The sequence below is a fragment of the Kosakonia sp. S57 genome (genome assembly GCF_016516575.1).
Classification (GTDB): Bacteria; Pseudomonadota; Gammaproteobacteria; order Enterobacterales; family Enterobacteriaceae; genus Kosakonia; species Kosakonia cowanii.
In genome coordinates this window covers 29795-45884 of sequence record NZ_JACVUL010000026.1, presented here as the reverse complement: position 1 = coordinate 45884, position 16090 = coordinate 29795, and the positions used below count along the sequence as shown (strand labels likewise).

Annotated in this window: 15 protein-coding genes and 2 pseudogenes; 4 read left to right on the top strand and 13 right to left on the bottom strand. The window is 50.0% G+C overall.

The features are described from left to right. Positions 1-3: 3 nt before the first annotated feature. Entirely contained in the window at positions 4-1665 is a 1662-nt protein-coding gene (locus IAE48_RS20825; RefSeq protein ID WP_200135490.1) for a ShlB/FhaC/HecB family hemolysin secretion/activation protein, read from the bottom strand. An 886-nt stretch (positions 1666-2551) separates the two neighbouring features. On the opposite strand from IAE48_RS20825, the gene IAE48_RS20820 reads away from it, so the two are divergent. After that, the gene (locus IAE48_RS20820; protein WP_200135464.1) at positions 2552-3004 is read left to right on the top strand and encodes a hypothetical protein; all 453 of its coding nucleotides are present in this window, start codon (positions 2552-2554) and stop codon (positions 3002-3004) included. A 195-nt stretch (positions 3005-3199) separates the two neighbouring features. On the opposite strand, the gene IAE48_RS20815 is transcribed toward IAE48_RS20820, so the two are convergent. The 3 genes from IAE48_RS20815 to IAE48_RS20805 form a co-directional block, all read right to left on the bottom strand. After that, a complete protein-coding gene (locus tag IAE48_RS20815) occupies positions 3200-3613 on the bottom strand; it encodes a hypothetical protein (protein WP_200135463.1) in 414 nt (137 codons plus the stop codon). A gap of 428 nt (positions 3614-4041) precedes the next feature. Then, on the bottom strand, positions 4042-5004 hold the full coding sequence (locus tag IAE48_RS20810) for a GlxA family transcriptional regulator (RefSeq protein WP_200135462.1): 963 nt from the start codon (positions 5002-5004) through the stop codon (positions 4042-4044). Positions 5005-5113: 109 nt separating this feature from the next. Continuing rightward, entirely contained in the window at positions 5114-5890 is a 777-nt protein-coding gene (locus IAE48_RS20805) for an MBL fold metallo-hydrolase (protein ID WP_200135461.1), read from the bottom strand. 379 nt (positions 5891-6269) lie between these two features. Here IAE48_RS20805 and IAE48_RS20800 point away from each other — a divergent pair, with 379 nt between their 5' ends. Then, positions 6270-6617, top strand: coding sequence for a hypothetical protein (locus IAE48_RS20800; protein ID WP_200135460.1), 348 nt, complete (start codon positions 6270-6272; stop codon positions 6615-6617). Between the two features lie 331 nt (positions 6618-6948). Here the strand turns inward: IAE48_RS20800 and IAE48_RS20795 are convergent, their stop codons facing one another. Both IAE48_RS20795 and IAE48_RS20790 read right to left on the bottom strand, forming a co-directional pair. Beyond that, complete coding sequence (locus IAE48_RS20795) at positions 6949-7317, bottom strand: TA system toxin CbtA family protein (protein ID WP_200135459.1); 369 nt, start codon at positions 7315-7317, stop codon at positions 6949-6951. Positions 7318-7337: 20 nt separating this feature from the next. Beyond that, positions 7338-7583: pseudogene (locus IAE48_RS20790) on the bottom strand (type IV toxin-antitoxin system YeeU family antitoxin); the annotation flags it as partial. A 2-nt stretch (positions 7584-7585) separates the two neighbouring features. Between IAE48_RS20790 and IAE48_RS20785 the strand changes: the two are divergent. Continuing rightward, positions 7586-7801 (top strand): annotated as a pseudogene (locus IAE48_RS20785) (alpha/beta hydrolase); the annotation flags it as partial. 52 nt (positions 7802-7853) lie between these two features. On the opposite strand, the gene IAE48_RS20780 reads toward IAE48_RS20785, so the two are convergent. Continuing rightward, complete coding sequence (locus tag IAE48_RS20780; protein ID WP_046876685.1) at positions 7854-8726, bottom strand: aldo/keto reductase; 873 nt, start codon at positions 8724-8726, stop codon at positions 7854-7856. Between the two features lie 222 nt (positions 8727-8948). Between IAE48_RS20780 and IAE48_RS20775 the strand changes: the two genes are divergently transcribed. Further along, positions 8949-9848, top strand: a complete 900-nt coding sequence (locus IAE48_RS20775) for a LysR family transcriptional regulator (protein WP_023320386.1) — start codon at positions 8949-8951, stop codon at positions 9846-9848. A gap of 89 nt (positions 9849-9937) precedes the next feature. On the opposite strand, the gene IAE48_RS20770 is transcribed toward IAE48_RS20775, so the two are convergent. The 6 genes from IAE48_RS20770 to IAE48_RS20745 form a co-directional block, all read right to left on the bottom strand. Next, positions 9938-10729: a carboxymuconolactone decarboxylase family protein gene (locus tag IAE48_RS20770; protein ID WP_032725892.1), complete on the bottom strand. Its 792-nt coding sequence runs from the start codon at positions 10727-10729 to the stop codon at positions 9938-9940. A 24-nt stretch (positions 10730-10753) separates the two neighbouring features. Beyond that, positions 10754-11107 carry a cyclophilin-like fold protein gene (locus IAE48_RS20765; protein ID WP_023320388.1) on the bottom strand — a complete coding sequence of 118 codons (354 nt, stop codon included), beginning with the start codon at positions 11105-11107 and terminating at the stop codon, positions 10754-10756. Between the two features lie 219 nt (positions 11108-11326). After that, complete coding sequence (locus IAE48_RS20760) at positions 11327-12376, bottom strand: NAD(P)-dependent alcohol dehydrogenase (RefSeq protein WP_200135458.1); 1050 nt, start codon at positions 12374-12376, stop codon at positions 11327-11329. Positions 12377-13103: 727 nt separating this feature from the next. Next, positions 13104-13532 (bottom strand): cyclophilin-like fold protein, encoded by a 429-nt coding sequence (locus IAE48_RS20755; protein WP_089598742.1) that lies wholly within the window; start codon positions 13530-13532, stop codon positions 13104-13106. Positions 13533-13596: 64 nt separating this feature from the next. After that, positions 13597-14640 (bottom strand): alpha/beta hydrolase, encoded by a 1044-nt coding sequence (locus IAE48_RS20750; protein ID WP_200135457.1) that lies wholly within the window; start codon positions 14638-14640, stop codon positions 13597-13599. A gap of 85 nt (positions 14641-14725) precedes the next feature. Next, the gene (locus IAE48_RS20745) at positions 14726-15934 is read right to left on the bottom strand and encodes an MFS transporter (protein WP_200135456.1); all 1209 of its coding nucleotides are present in this window, start codon (positions 15932-15934) and stop codon (positions 14726-14728) included. Positions 15935-16090: the final 156 nt, after the last annotated feature.

Here is a 16090-nt window from a genome sequence, read left to right as displayed (position 1 = left end):
TCCTTAAAATGTCACCGCAACACGCCAGTTAAGCGTCAGATGATCCGGCCCCAGCCAGTCGGGATAAGCGAGCGGCGTCCCTACTGTGATTTGACTGGCGAACCAGCGCCCGGCGCTGCTAAGCGATGCCGCCGTTCCCCACAGCGTGCCTGAAGCGAATTTGTCGAAGCGATCCTTTTCCAGCCAGCCGCCGTCCAGCGCGACGGTGGCGCTGATCTGCCCGAGCACCGGCAGGGTAAACAGCGGGTAGTTGAGTTCATTGCGCCAGTAACCCCCGTTATCGCCGGAGAGATACTGCTCTTTGAAGCCGCGAACGGAGCTTTCGCCACCGAGGGTCAGCCGTTCGCTGCCATAGAGCCGGTCCGGCGACCACTGCCCGTACAGGCTGGTAAGCCACAGAAGATCATGGGTTACCGGGCGCTGGAAACTGGCGCTCAGGTTCCACTTACGGAACTCTGCGCGCGGCACATCACCGATCTTCTCTTCATCTGTTTCGGCGTTAAACCACGGCATACCGTGGCTATAACCGGGGTTGAACGTTGCCACACCGCCGAACATTTTCTGTGTGTGGTTGATACCAAGCTGGAGGCTGGAGAGGTTACGGGTGCTGCTTTTCAGCGGCGCGTCGTTAAGCCAGTTACGGCTGGAGCGCTGGGTTACGCCCGCCGAGAGCGCGGTTTTGATATCGCCATTACGAAACACCACCCATGAACCATTCAGCCGATGGGTTTTGGTGTCACCCGTCGACATCCATGGATAACCCTGATTCATAATGGTGGTGCGGTAGTTACTCCAGGCGTAGCTGTAATCCAGCAGGCCGTAGCCATAAGGCACGCTGACGCCGGTCTGGAAACTTTGCGCATCATATCCAGTGGCGAAGTCACTGCTGCGCCCGCCGCTGACAAACCATTTATCGGCCAGCCCCAGCAGGTTATTTCCACTCAGTGAACCGTTTAATTGCTTCTCGCCAGTGCTCTTCTGCCCGCTATTATCAAGCGAGAAAGTGGCACTTAACGGGAATTCAGGCGTGACGGTGAGGTTAACGATGGAATATCCCGGCTCGCTATCCGGCACTATTTCTATCTGCACAGGGTTGCTGCGCAAACGGTTTATTTGCTCCATCCCCTGCTCAATATCACGCAGATTTAATACCTTGCCTTCCAGACCGGGGAAAACCATTTTCAGCATGCGCGGCGATTCACCGTCGAGGCGGATATGGCTTAATTTCCCTTCCATTACCACCAGGCGTAATTCACCCTGCGACAGGTCTTGCTCAGTAAGAAATGCGCGGCTGGTGATATAGCCGCGGCTGATATACCAGTCAGAAATGGCGGTGGTTAATTCGGTGATTTTTGCCATATCCAGGCATTGATTCAGCCACGGAGAGATCAGTTTCTGCTGCGCTTTCGCGCTGATAAGCGTGACGCCTGAAAGGGTGATGGTGTGGATGGTAAAACAGGGGCCCTGAGTTTTGCCGTCGGGCGTACGCACGTCCTGACGCGGCAGCGGCGTGCTTCGCTCCAGCTCATCGCGCTGTTGCTGGCTCTGGCGCAACAGCTGTTCTTGCTGTTGTCGCACCGCATCCCGATCAGCCGGCGATAATGGCGCGGCCTGTGCGGCAGAGATAAATAATATCAACAGCAATAAATAACGCACTTTTCTCATCCCTGAAGAAAACATAGGTCACCCGACCAATATAATTTTGGTTAAGTTGCTTTTAATAATGATTTCTAAGTATTTTCTTATGGATTAATTAAAAAGGCAATACTCATCAAGGCAAATAGATAATGAGATTTTAAATTTAACTTTAGTTCAGGATATATTCTGGAGAAGATTGAAGTATATCGCAGTGGCTTTGAAGATTACGTGATACGCAGGGTTGGGTAATAAGATGCTATTAGCATTTTTGGTAATTGTTAGCATCGATTATTTGGCTACTTAAATTAGTAGGTTAATCGAGAGATATAGATATATCAAAACAGGGATGGGGGTAATAGCCACAGGCTATTATGCCGGGCGCTCTGGCTGATGTAAGCGCGGTGCTCCCTTCTGCCTGATTTGCGTTGCTCGCGCTCTTTGGCTAAATCAATGATACTGATGCCGACCATTACCACAGCCATGCAAAACTGAGGTCTTTACCAGACTATCGTCTGTTAAATCACTGTCTAATATGGAATGATTGGCAGACAACTTTAATAATAAAGGGAGTCAATTTTGCAGCATGAACTATGGTTAGAGCCAGACGGGTGCCAGACCTTTTGCCTCAAAGGTGTGCACGGAAATGCCGCAAGATCATTATTAGTGCCCGGCGCAGAGCTTGTATGGGAAGTTGAAGCTACGAGCTATTATGAAGCAATGACACTTTATTATAAATATATGGGCTGGGGTCAATATATGACCTCTTTTCCTGACCAGGATTGTAAGACTTATAGTGAGCTGGGTTGGGAGTAAACGCCTTTAAACTCCATGCCTGCTTTGCGATCCCACGCCACGCTGCACGGTTCAGCCGGAAAGCCGCCCGAAGGCCAGCAACTCAGATGCTGAGAAAACGATGCCTAAAATTATTGATAAAAATTTAGTTATGTCTTCTGTGCTGTCAGCGGTATTTGGCAGTTTATCTGGCTCATTATTTCTTTTGATATATCTTTACTGGGCAAAAAATAACGATTCCGCTGAGGAGTTGGTATCTGTCATTTTTGTCTATTTGTTTACCGTGATGATAAGTATTTACGGCACTCTGGCAGGGACTTTTATAGTGGGTCTTCCGGTGGTGGTAATAACAAGGCGAATATTCCCTGCCCCTTCATTTAAGGGATGCTTTTTTATACTGCTCACTACGCTCTTCATATGGCTTGCTGTACTGGCATGGCCTGTCATCAGCATATTCGACATTACTTACCACGAAATTCTGCTTTTAAGCCCTTATGTTTTTTGCTCAGTTGCTGCACTTACGTATCTGATTTACTGGAAAGGAAGCGAACGGCACAAATCAGGTTCTGCGTAGAAGGTTTGTACTGATAATCCAGGCTTCCTGCCGGGTAAGAGGATATGGTCATGTGCGGGCTGGCTTCATCAGAACGGGTACTGACTGAGATCTAACTCGCCGCCCGGTTGCAGCGAGATTCCGGCCCGATAAAAGCAGGATAATACCCTGCTTTTAACGGTTATTCCGGACGCGGGCTGGAACCTTACATGCTAGTTACCAGCTAATATTGTTACACTTCCTGAATGATTTAGTAGGAACGATTTTCATCATATGGTTTTTTACCATGCACTGGTTAAAGATTTCAGACATGAAACCTTCAACGTTTAAGCCCAACAGTGTGGAAGAACGTTTATCTGCATCTTTTTTGACGTAATACCCACAATACTCCTTGAAACTGTCAGGGTTATCGCTGTGCGCCACTGACCATTTCAACTGTGATTCGGCTGACTCTTTCTTCGGCATTTTTGCATTCATCATTCCTGAAACTGCTCTGGAATAATGGGGATCGCTGAATATCTTTTCGACGAAGAGGCGGTTCCCGGTATCAAGATGACCTGCTTTGCACAACTGGATATAGGCCGATGAAAGGCGCTCCTTCTCCGCATCAGACTGGGTGTTACACTCCATAACAACCTACTTGTCACTCTTCAGGGGATTTTTTTTAGTTGACTCCCAGTAACTCTTATCGAATTGCTGAATCTCGCCTTTATGTGCGCCGAAAGGACAGAGTAATTGGTAGTTGGAGGAACAACTGAGCAATAAAAAGGACGCTGGTATCAGCACCAGACAGCGGTTGAACCGAAACGATAGCAGGTGCTTAATTTTCATTTTGAGTGGGTTCCAGAAGTTTTATTGTTATTAGTAACATGACACTTGAGCACGCTGAATGCACGCCGCATGTTAGGGTACGTTACTTATACAGCCATTTTCCGCATCTGCCTGAAGAAATCAGCATGTGAATGGAGGGAACCGACAAGCGCGGGCACAGTAACTCACTTACTGAGTGAGCAACATGTAAACATTGAAAGTTAATCCTCGTAATCAGGGGTATGTTGTCAGAGTTGATTACCCGGCCCACGAAACGCGCGCCGCCATTCGCTCGGGCTGACGCTGAACCGCGCTTTAAAACTCTGGCGAAATGAGACAGGAGACTGAAATCCGGACATCCAGGAAACAACTTCGATGCTGTGGTCAGTGGACTCCAGTAATTCTTGACTGCGCTGCAGGCGCTCAACGTTGAGCCAGTCACCAATAGTCATGCCGGTTGCAGCAAGGAAGTGGCGGGTAAGTGTCCGGCGGCTCATGCTGCAAAACTTTGCCAGGGCGTCAATATTATGTGGCCTTTCCAGGTTTCTGCGCAGGTAGTCTGTCAACTCGTTGACAGCACTGTCCCGGGTCGTTTCGGGCACCGGCCGTTCAATATACTGCGCCTGTCCCCCTTCACGATAAGGGGGCATAACCATGCGGCGTGCCACCCTGTTAGCGAATGCACTGCCATAATGCGCGCGCACGATATTCAGACAGCAGTCAATTCCTGCTGCCGTACCGGCAGAAGTGATGAGACGTTCATCGTTAATATACAGAGCGTTCGTATCCAGCCTGACGGCAGGAAAACGGCCGGTAAAATCACGCTCATATTCCCAGTGTGTGGCAGCCCGTCGGTCGTCCAGCAGACCAGCATAAGCCAGTACATAGGTTCCCAGACATAACCCCACAATTTCTGCACCCCGTTGCCAGGCATCAACCAGCGCTTTCAGCAGGGCAGCAGAAGGTTTTTCCTCAGGATGGCTCCAGAAAGGAACGATAATAATGCTGGCGCTCTCCAGCAGTTCAAGTCCGTTTTCAACATTGATTTGCAGCCCGGCCTCAGACGCAACAGTACCGGGGCTTTCGGCACAAATTTTCAGACAGAAACGGTCAGGCTCGGGTAATGCCTGTCCAAATACCATACACGGTACTGAAAAATGGAATGCGCTGACGCCAGCAGTGGCGATAACAGCAACGACGGGTACGCTCACGTTTCGTCTCCGGTTCAGGGCTGACACGGTCTCCTGCATCAAGCACCCTGAGAACGAAGGGTGCTTTGCTGAAGCCAGATAATACTCTCTGCGTGTTGTTTGTTAACTCTCAGAAAACCAGCGTTTCACCGTCTTCAGGTACACGGACACTGTTCTGGATCCCTTTCTGCTGAATGAACTCTCTGATTTCACTGCGGGTAAGCAGGCAATGATTGATGGCCTCCAGGTGAGAAGCGACCACCACGGCATCCGGCAGGGCCTGGTGCGTACGCAGGATATCCTCGGTTCCCATGATGATGGCTCCATAGCCGTCAACCTGGGCAAAGCCGGCGTTAATAACGACCACGTCTGGCGTGTGGGCGGCAAGAGTATCTGCATACGCCTTCACCCAGATGGTATCGCCAGCAATGTACAGTACCTTTTCATCAGTGTGGCTGAAGACCAGGCCACATGCGTCACCCAGAAAAGCTGCCATCTCTGGATCAGCATAGGCCGCATCACTCCCGTGCTGCCCGTCGGTCTTGACAATAGTGATACCGTCAAAAAGGTTTTCTGCCTGCAGTACCCGCACGTCGCTGAAACCCTGTGCACGAATAAGCGCGGCATCTTCGTCATGTTGAGAGAAGATAGTTTTGTTTTTCGGAATGAGCATCTGTGCGGCTTCATCCCAGTGATCAAGGTGAGTGTGGGTTACGATAACCGCATCGACATTCAGTAATTCATCGACGGACACAGGCAAGTCAACCCGGGGGTTGCGCAGGTGCGAACATGCCGTTCCGGGAAAACCGGGCCATGCTTCTTTCTCAGCCAGAATCGGATCGATCAGAAAACGTTTACTGGCATATTCAAGTGCAAGTGTTGCATTGCGAATCTGAGTTAATTTCATAGTTACTCCCCATAAAGTAGTTATTCAGCAGGTACTGATGTCATGTCAGGCACACCTGGCTGACCTGATCAGCGCCCAGTATAGGGAGGCTAAAATGGTGGCGTGAGTAGCCTTCCAGCCAATTAACAATGGAATCGGGTCATAAAGCGTTTGTGATGCCGCCGTTCCGTGACCCGGTGCGCGGAAGCGTATTACAGCGATATGATTATTTCCTCACCGTGGTACCTTTCCGAAAACCATGAAATAGCTGAAAACTCAGATCAGAGCAAAACGACTGCCCGTTAATTTACCTGCGTGTCTCTATGGCTGCTTATTATCAGGCTGGCGAACTGAAGTGATAACTTAGGGTGGCTATTTACAATCAAAGAAAGGAACAATAATGACCCTCTATGAAGCTATCAACGCACTGGAAAAGGCAGGCCATGATGATATCTGGATCGTGACTGCTGATAATGGCGACAGTTATAAAAAAGATCCGATGTTTCCGGGTTCATGGCTCCACCCCAAAATTGTCTCCCGTGATGGGCGGGCTCTTGCCGAGCGAATTGCAAAGCCAAACGACTGGTCTCTCTGTGGAGACTGGAGAAATACTGCGGTTCGTCAGGGCTGTGCTGCTCCTTACCAGGGAGAGTCACTCAGGAAGCAGATCTCCATTCTACGGGAGAAAGCAGCACTTGATGCCATCGTGCATGGTGGAGATGAAGCACGGGTTAAAAAGCGGATCTGAAAGACAAACGACAGGCGGGATTTTCCTTTAACTGAGCATGCGAAGCAAATCGACTCAATCCTTTGGCGATTGTGTCACAAATTTGTTTTACAGCGAAAATCAGAAAGGTACTAATGAGACGTAACTTATTGAAGTGGTGCGATAATAGGAACATAACACAACAAACCATCTAGTTGATAAATATACGTATTATCTTGTTTCATCTTTATAAATGCCCCCTTTTGTGCCCCCACCTTGTTTTTCATGCGACTCGATGAGGTTTTCATTGAGTCGCCAATATCACTAATTTCTTCACAGACCGTGCAAATTTTCTCGGCTCTTGAAGTCTTCCTCACTGCCGCGATCGGCTAAGAACAATATTACTTACTTCCCGATACGAACAACTGTTCATTAATCCGCATGCTCTCCTGGCATGAAGGATATCTGTCACGGTCAAATATGGCGCTTGTTCCTGTGAGGTAAATCCTGTGCGATCGATACGTACTAACTCATACTTTTCCACCAGAAAGTTAACGGCATTAACCAGAGTGATACCGGCATCGATATGTTCCTGTATAACGGTTTCATCACAAAACGGCGTATCGTTCAGGGTCAGACCATAGTGTTTTTCCAGCAGGCGTGTAAGTAGCATTTGCCAGACTGCAACGGGCGACAGACAGGGCTTTGTCGCCCGCATGTTTCTTGCAGGTAGAAATTTCATTTTTGCTCTCGTGTATTTAATTAGCGTTGAGTTGGGTAAACGACGATGTATACGTAGCCGCAACTACCAAGTGTGTCAGCTTCGCAAGTGAGCCCATTGTGATATAGCGTGACGCAGTGCTGATACTGGGGATTGAGCTCGCCGCTGGTCAGCATTAGTTCCAGTTGTTTGAGTATAAGGGGAAAAGCTTGGTCCAGGCGCAACGCATACTTGTCGCTGAAAGCACCGTTAAACCCGGCCCGGTCAGCAAGAAAATGCAGGCGGTTAGCCTGTCGCCATGCCCGCGCAGGACAGCTGGCGAGTACGTCTGGCGATGGCGCGTGAGTGGCGTGACGTGGTGAACAAGCATGGCGGGGATGTGACGGTAACGCATTTGCCTGAAGTGGGAATCAAAGGGAATACCCACTTCCCGTTCTCTGATCTCAATAATGTGCAAATTGCTGATTTGGTGAGTCAGTTCCTGAAAGAAAAAAATCTGCAGTAGAAAGAAGTCGTATTGAGCCTTCATTATTGAAGGCTCAATACCAATATCAGCATTAGCGATCGTGAATTTTCACACCAAGACAGCCACGCACAAATTCAGGGTTAAAGTGCTTCACGGCATCACCAACGTAGCCTAAATCGAGCATGTTAATTTGTTCCATTTCACTCTCAGTCAATGCGAAATCCCAGATGGCAAAGTTCTCTTCAATACGTTCTTGACGGGTGGATTTAGGGATAACAGTGACACCACGCTGCACATTCCAGCGCAGGACAACCTGAGCAACTGTTTTTTTGTGAGTATCAGCAATTCGCTGCAGCATTTCATTTTCATAGGGCTTATGCCTTCCGCCGCCTAAGGGGGCCCATGCTTCCGGCTGAACGTTGTAATACTTCATGGTTTCAAGTGCAGCAGGCTGCGCAAAGTAAGGATGTAATTCAACCTGGTTCACCATTGGCCTGATTCTGACGGTTTCGCAGAAATTTGCTAATACATGAGCATAGAAATTAGACACCCCAATCGCCTTAAGCTTACCGGCATCATAGGCATCTTCCAGCGCACGCCACGCGCTGAAGTAATCACGCATGGCCTGATGCAGTAAATAAAGGTCAAAATATTCCAGCCCTGATTTTTCTAACGACGCTTCAATTCCTGCTTTGGCCATATCGTAACTGGCCATGTCCTGTACCCATAGTTTTGAGGTAATAAACAGCTCTTCGCGGCTGCATAACCCTTCGGCAATAGCCTCGCGTACGGCGTCACCAACGGCATCTTCATTACCGTAAACTGCTGCGGTATCGATAAGGCGGTAGCCAGTACGAATAGCAGTCAATACTGACTGTTTACACTCTTCTTTATCTGTTACCTGAAAAACACCAAAACCAGCCATCGGCATTTTCAGGTTATTGTTTAATAATGAATAATTCACTTTTGAATTCCTCTGCCATACCTGAATAATCATTCTAGAATAAAAAGACAGACATGAGTAAGGCGCGAAATCTGATATGACTTATGCACGATTTTCATAAATTACGCCCCAGAAAATTGACCAGCTTAACGCCGTAAATTACCTATCCATTAAGTGCCCCTTCGCTATGCATTACGCTACACTACTCCATCACTTTCTTTTGGCAGTAAGGGGGGGGGCAGGTTGGCACGGGAAAACCTTAATGATTTAATGGCGTTTATAGTCGTCGCGCGTGAAAAGAGCTTTACCAAAGCAGCGGCACATTTAGGCGTTTCACAATCAGCCCTCAGCCATACCATTCGAACCCTCGAATCCCGTCTTGGGATGAAACTTCTGACCCGCACCACGCGCAGTATTTCGTTAACCGATATAGGGCAATCCATGTTCGATGACCTCGGCCCTTATATCGATGGGATCCAGGGGCGATTACAGTCGCTGAAGGACCTCAACAGTAAAGCCGCCGGTACGGTACGTATATCAACGTCAGATTATGCGATTGGCTCTGTCATATGGCCCAAGCTTGAGCCACTACTCAAGGAATACCCGGATATTACTCTGGAGCTGATTGATGACTATGCGCTGACGGATATTGTCTCCGGCCGGTTTGATGCAGGAACGCGGCTCGGTGAGCAAATCTCTAATGGCATGATCTCCGTGCGTATCGGCCCGGATGTGCGCTTTGCCGTCGTCGGTTCTCCTGACTATTTTTCCCGCCACCCTTATCCGCTGCATCCTAACGATCTTATTGATCACAGCTGCATCAATCTTCGGTTTCCCACCCACGGTAATTTGTATGTCTGGGAGTTCGAAAAAGAGGGAAAGAGCCTGAACGTCAAGGTCAGCGGTCAGCTGGTGTTTAGTCGTATCTATCAGAATTTACAGGCTGCCATAGAAGGATATGGGCTGGCACATGTTCCCCGTGATATAGCAGAGAAACAGCTCGCCCGCGGCGAACTGATCAGCGTCCTTGAAGACTGGTGTCCTTACTGGGATGGTTATTACATCTACTACCCGGAAAACAGAAATCATTCGAAAGCTTTCCAGCTCGTTATTGACGCGCTGCGCCACTACAAACATCCCTGAACAGGCCCTGGCAGGATTAACGACCTGTGACTCCTGGAAGAAAAAAGCCAGAACCTGTTCAGGTGCTGGCTTTTGCGAATCGTCAGCCGTCAGGCCTGGTTTCTGCCTGTAAATACCTCTTTAAATACGGGTAAAGCTGAGAAAATGTTTGGCCAGCCCGCCACAAAGGCCAGCTGTGTCAAGACCTCTGAGGCCTGAGTCTGGGTCAAACCATTATCCATCGCCCGATTAAGATGATACGGCACTTGCGCCACTTGCCCGGCGGTAACCAGTGCACTAACCGTTACCAGGCTTCGGTCCCGTGGTGCCAGACCCGGCCGCAGCCATAGGTCCAGGAATAGTGCATCCGTGGTGTATTTCACGACCCCCGGTGATACCTTGCCAAAGTTTGACTCAACCATCGTGGCACGTTGGTTTTCCGACGCTTTATCCAGAGGCAGGAAATCCACTTTATCCCCTGGCAAGGATGCCGTATCGATATGGCGGTGCGCAAAGACGTTGCGGGCAACCAGCGCCGCAGAGGTGGCGTTTGGCCAGCCAGCATAAAATGCCAGATGGGTAATAACCTCGGAGATTTCAGCGGGCTTCACGCCGCTATCCAGCGCCACGTTAAGGTAGTGCGGAAGCTCAGCCGTATCATTCCGGCTGATGAGTGCTGCAATCGTGACCAGGCTGCGGTCGCGACGTGACAACTCCGGACGATTCCAGAGATCTTTTTCAATAAATCGTTCAGCATACGCAGCCATAGCGGGTGCGACTTCAGCAACGGCGCCATGTGTATCTTTTTGTGTCATTTTCAAACTCCTGTTTTGCGTGGTTTGGGAAACGCATCCGCTCATCAATAACAGAGAAAGAATCGCCAGAAATGTCCTGCTTATCATTCATTTTCTCCCGCCGAGTGACGATTATTCCGTCAACAGTTCAAATCTGGCGCTGTAGGCATCAGGGTGGACGGGCAATGCATCTGGCTCATCTAATTGCCCAAGTTTCATTAAGCCAGACACATAGCTATGGGATTTATAAAAAATAGCCAGATTTCCCCAGGGCGCATAAAGGGTTATATCGCCTTTTTTTGCTGACGTTCCTTCGGGTGAACCTTCGGTGGTCAACCGGGAAGGTAAGTCACTTATTTTCTCCTCCCCGGCATAATCTTTCAGTTGCAACGTAAGCGGTAATAAGGCCGCAAATTCTCGGCTCGCAGGAGAGTTATTCAGGGTCGCGGTAAGGGTTTTATCGTTAAGTATGATATTTATCTTCATTACATTTTCCTCTGTATTCCGCGCGCTCGCCGTAGCCGAAAACATGAATATCAGACCCAATATGCCCCATCCTGAAAATCTGGAAAATACACGTTGGTTTTTTGAATAAATAAACATGAGGAGCCACTCGGACGACATCAATTGCGACTGTTTTTAAAAAAGACGCAGAGGCGTTGTGAAAGCGGTAGCCAACGCGCGCTACCGCCTGTGTATTTGCGTTTATTCTGCGCTCAGCGAGGCCATATCAATGACGAAGCGGTGGGCCATGTCTCCCTGTGCAAGGCGAGCGAAAGCATCGTTGATCTGATCGATATTAATCATTTCGCACTCAGGATAGACATCGTGCTTCGCGCAGAAATCCAGGACTTCCTGGGTTTCCGCAATGCCGCCGATCAGCGAACCCGCAACGCGACGGCGACCCATGATCAAAGGAACCGTGAGCGGTTCATCCATCAGACCAACCTGGCCGACAATGACTAACGAGCCATCAATATCCAATAACGGGGTATAGATATTCAGGTCATGCTTAACGGGTGCTGTATCAATAATTAAATCGAATGCACAGGCTGAATCCTGCAATGCCTGCGGATCGGAAGAAGGCAAAATGCCCTTCGCACCCAGCGCCTTTGCCTCTTCCTCTTTGTTCTTATTGCGGCTGATGACGGTCACCTCGGCCCCCATCGCCACGGCCAGCTTAACCGCCATATGGCCCAGGCCACCTAATCCGATCACGCCAACGCGGCTTCCCGGGCCCACATTCCAGGTACGCAACGGAGAGAAGGTGGTGATACCAGCACAAAGGATCGGCGCGGTCTTTGCCAGATCCATATTTTCCGGCACACGCAGGACAAACTCTTCGCGTACGACAATATGTTTGGCGTATCCGCCCTGAGTGATTTCGCCGCTCAAGCGATCCGGTGCGCCATAGGTAGGCGTCATCCCGTTACGACAGAATTGCTCTTCGCCATGCTCACACTGATCGCAGTGCATACAACTATCCACCATGCAGCCAACGGCAACATGATCGCCTGGATGAAATTTTTTGACGTTCTGCCCCACGGACGTGACGACACCCACAATTTCGTGGCCCGGGATCAACGGGTAAGGCTGCGGGCCCCAGTCTCCGTTGACCGTATGCAGATCTGAGTGGCAAACGCCGCAATAAAGAATTTCAATGGCGACATCGTTTTCACGTAAATCGCGACGTTCAAAATGATAAGGAACCAGTTTCGCGTCGGCAGCGTGCGCTGCATAACCAACCGTTTTCATTAATACCTCATGTTCTTTTTCAATTTCAGAATCAGAAAAGCCCCCGATTAGCGCGTGCAATTAACCAGCAAGCGATGCGAAGAGTATTTGTCAAAACGTACATAACGGTAACAACAACGACTTTCTCAGTACAACAGCACAGTTGAGATAGCAGTAATGAACAAAATTAATAAATCCCAGAGGGGTACCCTAAATGTCTACAACATTCACAGCGCCATGCTTAATAGTGGGTTGCTGGTTTTTATCACGCTGTTGTGGACATCAGAAAATCGATCAGGTCTTTGACTATTTTGATGTTGCCGGAATTTTTCGGATGATAGAGATAAACGGGCAGATATGTTTTCCCATGAAGGTCAGCGCTTTGCATGCGGGCATGAAGTATCTTACTCGGCAGGCATTGTAGAGTGCCAGTCGTGATCAGTTGTCTGGTTGATGACAGTTAACGGTGTCGGGAAGAAACTCGCCCACTTCGGATCGTCAAACATCAGAAAAGAGACATCTTGTGGGACCGACAAGCCACACTTGTAATTCGGCTAACCACCTGCCCCTTGAGCAGCCATATTCCGCAATCGTGCGATATTTCGCGCTGGCGGCTCGCCATATTTGCGCTTGTAATCGCGACTGAAATGAGACTGGTCTTCATAACCAACTTGACCCGGACACCGAAGCCATACTCAATGAAGACAACTAATGTCCTTGCGTTAAATTATCGGAATTGAATAACGGATCAATGTGCCATTTCAAATGTCACATCAATATTACCCGTATGTCTGAAAATCCCCACTCCAGAGTGGATTCGGCCCACTTTCTGAAGGTTACCTATCCGTTCATTGTTCTGTTCGTACATGATGACGAAGCTGTGGCGGGGTGCCCAGTAAACAATATCGCCCACTTCATAACCGCTGGTCTGCGTTTCGTTTGCCGGCAGGGCATCCGGGAACCGGTAGCACATTTCCCGTCCGTAAAGATCTTCCATGGGCAGCGTCAGCGGAAAGCGAGAGACCAGCGCCCGGGTAGTGGCATTGTCATAAAATGTTGCCGTCATAACCTGGTCACCTGCGGTGATCTTGACCCGGATACCTTCGGCCTCGGCACCTAAAGATGAGAATGAAACAGCCGTCAGGGAGGCCAGAGCAAGCATGAATGGTTTGAACATAAAACTCTCCATTGTTTTTATATTTTCATGAATAACGGCACTAAAGCAGTGCCGTTCAGAAACATTATTTATCTGATTTCAGATTGGTATTAAAGAATGAGACCAGCTTGTCCCACGGGATGAGTTCAGTGCGGTCATACAGGTCGATACGGTTAGCGCCCTTAATCTCCACAAGTTCCTTCGGCTCTGCGGCCATTTTGTAAGCTGTATCGGTATAGGTGCGGGATGGTGCAGCATCACCCACGACAAAGAGTATTGGTCGCGGTGAAATGGACTCGATATCGATAAACGGATGGAAGTTCATGAATTTCGCATAGGTCGCCGGTGTTGAGCGGCGATTGTTAGATGCCACCTTACCGCGCTCCGTCTGATAAAAGTCATTGGACTCTTTACCTTCGATGAACACCGGATCGTTCTGCCCGGGACCATAAACGGGTTGCCCGGTTTCCGCGGTTTTGTAGCGTTGTTCTGCTGCAATCGCCAGGTCCTTGTTTCTCATTTCCACGGTCCGCTCATGGTTCAGACCGGTACGGAAATATTCGCCCATGTCGTACATGCTAACGGTGGCGATCGCCTTGATGCGGGGATCCATTTTTGTCGCGGCGATGGCAAAGCCGCCGCTACCGCAGATACCTATCACGCCAATTTTTTCACGATCCACAAATTCGCGCGTTCCGAGGAAATCAACTGCAGCGCTGAAGTTTTCTGCATACACATCAGGCAGCACGGCCCCGCGCGGCGTACCCGCACTCTCACCCCAGAAAGACTGGTCGAAGGACAGTGCAACAAAACCGGCCTCCGCCATTTTTGTTGCGTAGAGGTTAGCAGCCTGCTGTCTTACTGCAGCAAAAGGATGGCCGACAATAAGGGCGTCATATTTTTTACCGGCTTCCATATTGCGGGGAGTAAATAACGTGCCGGTAACTTCCATGCCGTAAATATTTTTGAATTTTACGGTTTCAGTCTTCACTTTATCGCTTTTATAGAAATTATCCGCACCGTGGGACATATCGGCTGCGACGGCTGTATTTGCCCCCATACCCAGAGCGACGCTGAGTATCGTCAGTGCGGCCAGGGTTTTTAATTTCCCTTTTGAATGCAATTTCATATTACCTCCTGAATTAAATAACGGTGTTAAGACAAACGGAGTGAAAAATCCGGAGAGCAATAAACCTCCGGACAGCAGGACCTGTTCAGGCCGGATTTTGTTGACTCTGGCCCGGGCGTTTTAACAGCAGGAATGCCACCACAGCGGTAGACAGCACTGCCAGCGCGCCGGCCAGAAATATCGCGTTCAGTCCCAGGTGGCTTCCTATCCAGCCGAGCGCAGGGCTGCCGATCGCCATTGCCACGTCAAGAAATGCTGTGTAGATGCCCATCACCATGCCGCGGTTCTGGGGTGTTGAACCACTGATGGCTTCAATACCGAGGCCCGGGTAAACCAGTGAGTAGCCAAAACCGGCTAAGGCAGCACCTGTCGTCGCAATCAGGGACGTACCGGCAAGCCATATCAGGAACAGCCCGGCGGCCTGTACGAGCACAAAAATCAGCGCAATACGCGCGCCACCAAAGCGATCTGGCAGATGGCCCGCAACGGTTCGGGCAGCAATCAGCGCAACGCCAAAGGCAGTGAATGCCATCCAGACGGGCTGCCAGTTCATGGCGCTGTAATACAGTGAGCTGAAGGCCAGAATGGTGCAGTACCCTGTGCTGGCCAGTGCCGCGCCCAGCCCCGGTAACCAGACGGCGTGCATGACGGAACCAAAGGTTGCCTGTGCGGCATGGGGATGGGGCGCTACCGCGGGCATGCGGGCGAGATATGCCAGTACCAGCAGCGGAAGCAGGAGCGTCAGTAGTGCGATCGCCTCAAAGCCGAAGGCATCAAACAACATCGTGCCCACCGGCCCGCCGAGTGCCATAGCAGCAAACATTGCGGTACCCACCCAGGCGATAACCTTACCTGCGTGCTCTTTATCCACGAGGGCCAGACCCCATGCCACGGCGCCGGTAATGATGAAGCTTTCCGCCCCCCCAAGGATCGCGCGCCCGGCAAGCAGTACACCCACTGACAGTACCGGCATGCCGACCAGCCAGAGCGACATCTGGTACAGTAGCCCTGAAACGGCCGCGGCGATGAGCCCGGCCACCACGCCCTTTTTGGCGCCGCGCCTGTCTGAATAACTTCCGGACCACACCCGGGAAATCAGCGATGCCGCAAACTGTGCCCCGGCAACCAGGCCTACGATAAACGTCCCGAAGCCCAGGTCATTTTTGACATGCAGCGGCAGGACGGGCAGCGCGACGCCGATAATGATAAAACCGACCAGAACCGCGGCCATTACCGGCATCAGCGCTGCGACAACCCGGGCACCGGAATTATTTTGAGAATGTTTTACAGGCATATAATGCAGCCCCTTACCTTTAAATGAACAGAATGTCGTATACGCGTATGTAATTTTCGGGCGCGAAGTAGCCCGCAGAAAATTCAGGTTTGAATTTCCTGTGTTGAAAGATGCGTTATCTGGTAATGCTTTTTTTATATCCGGATGATATAAACC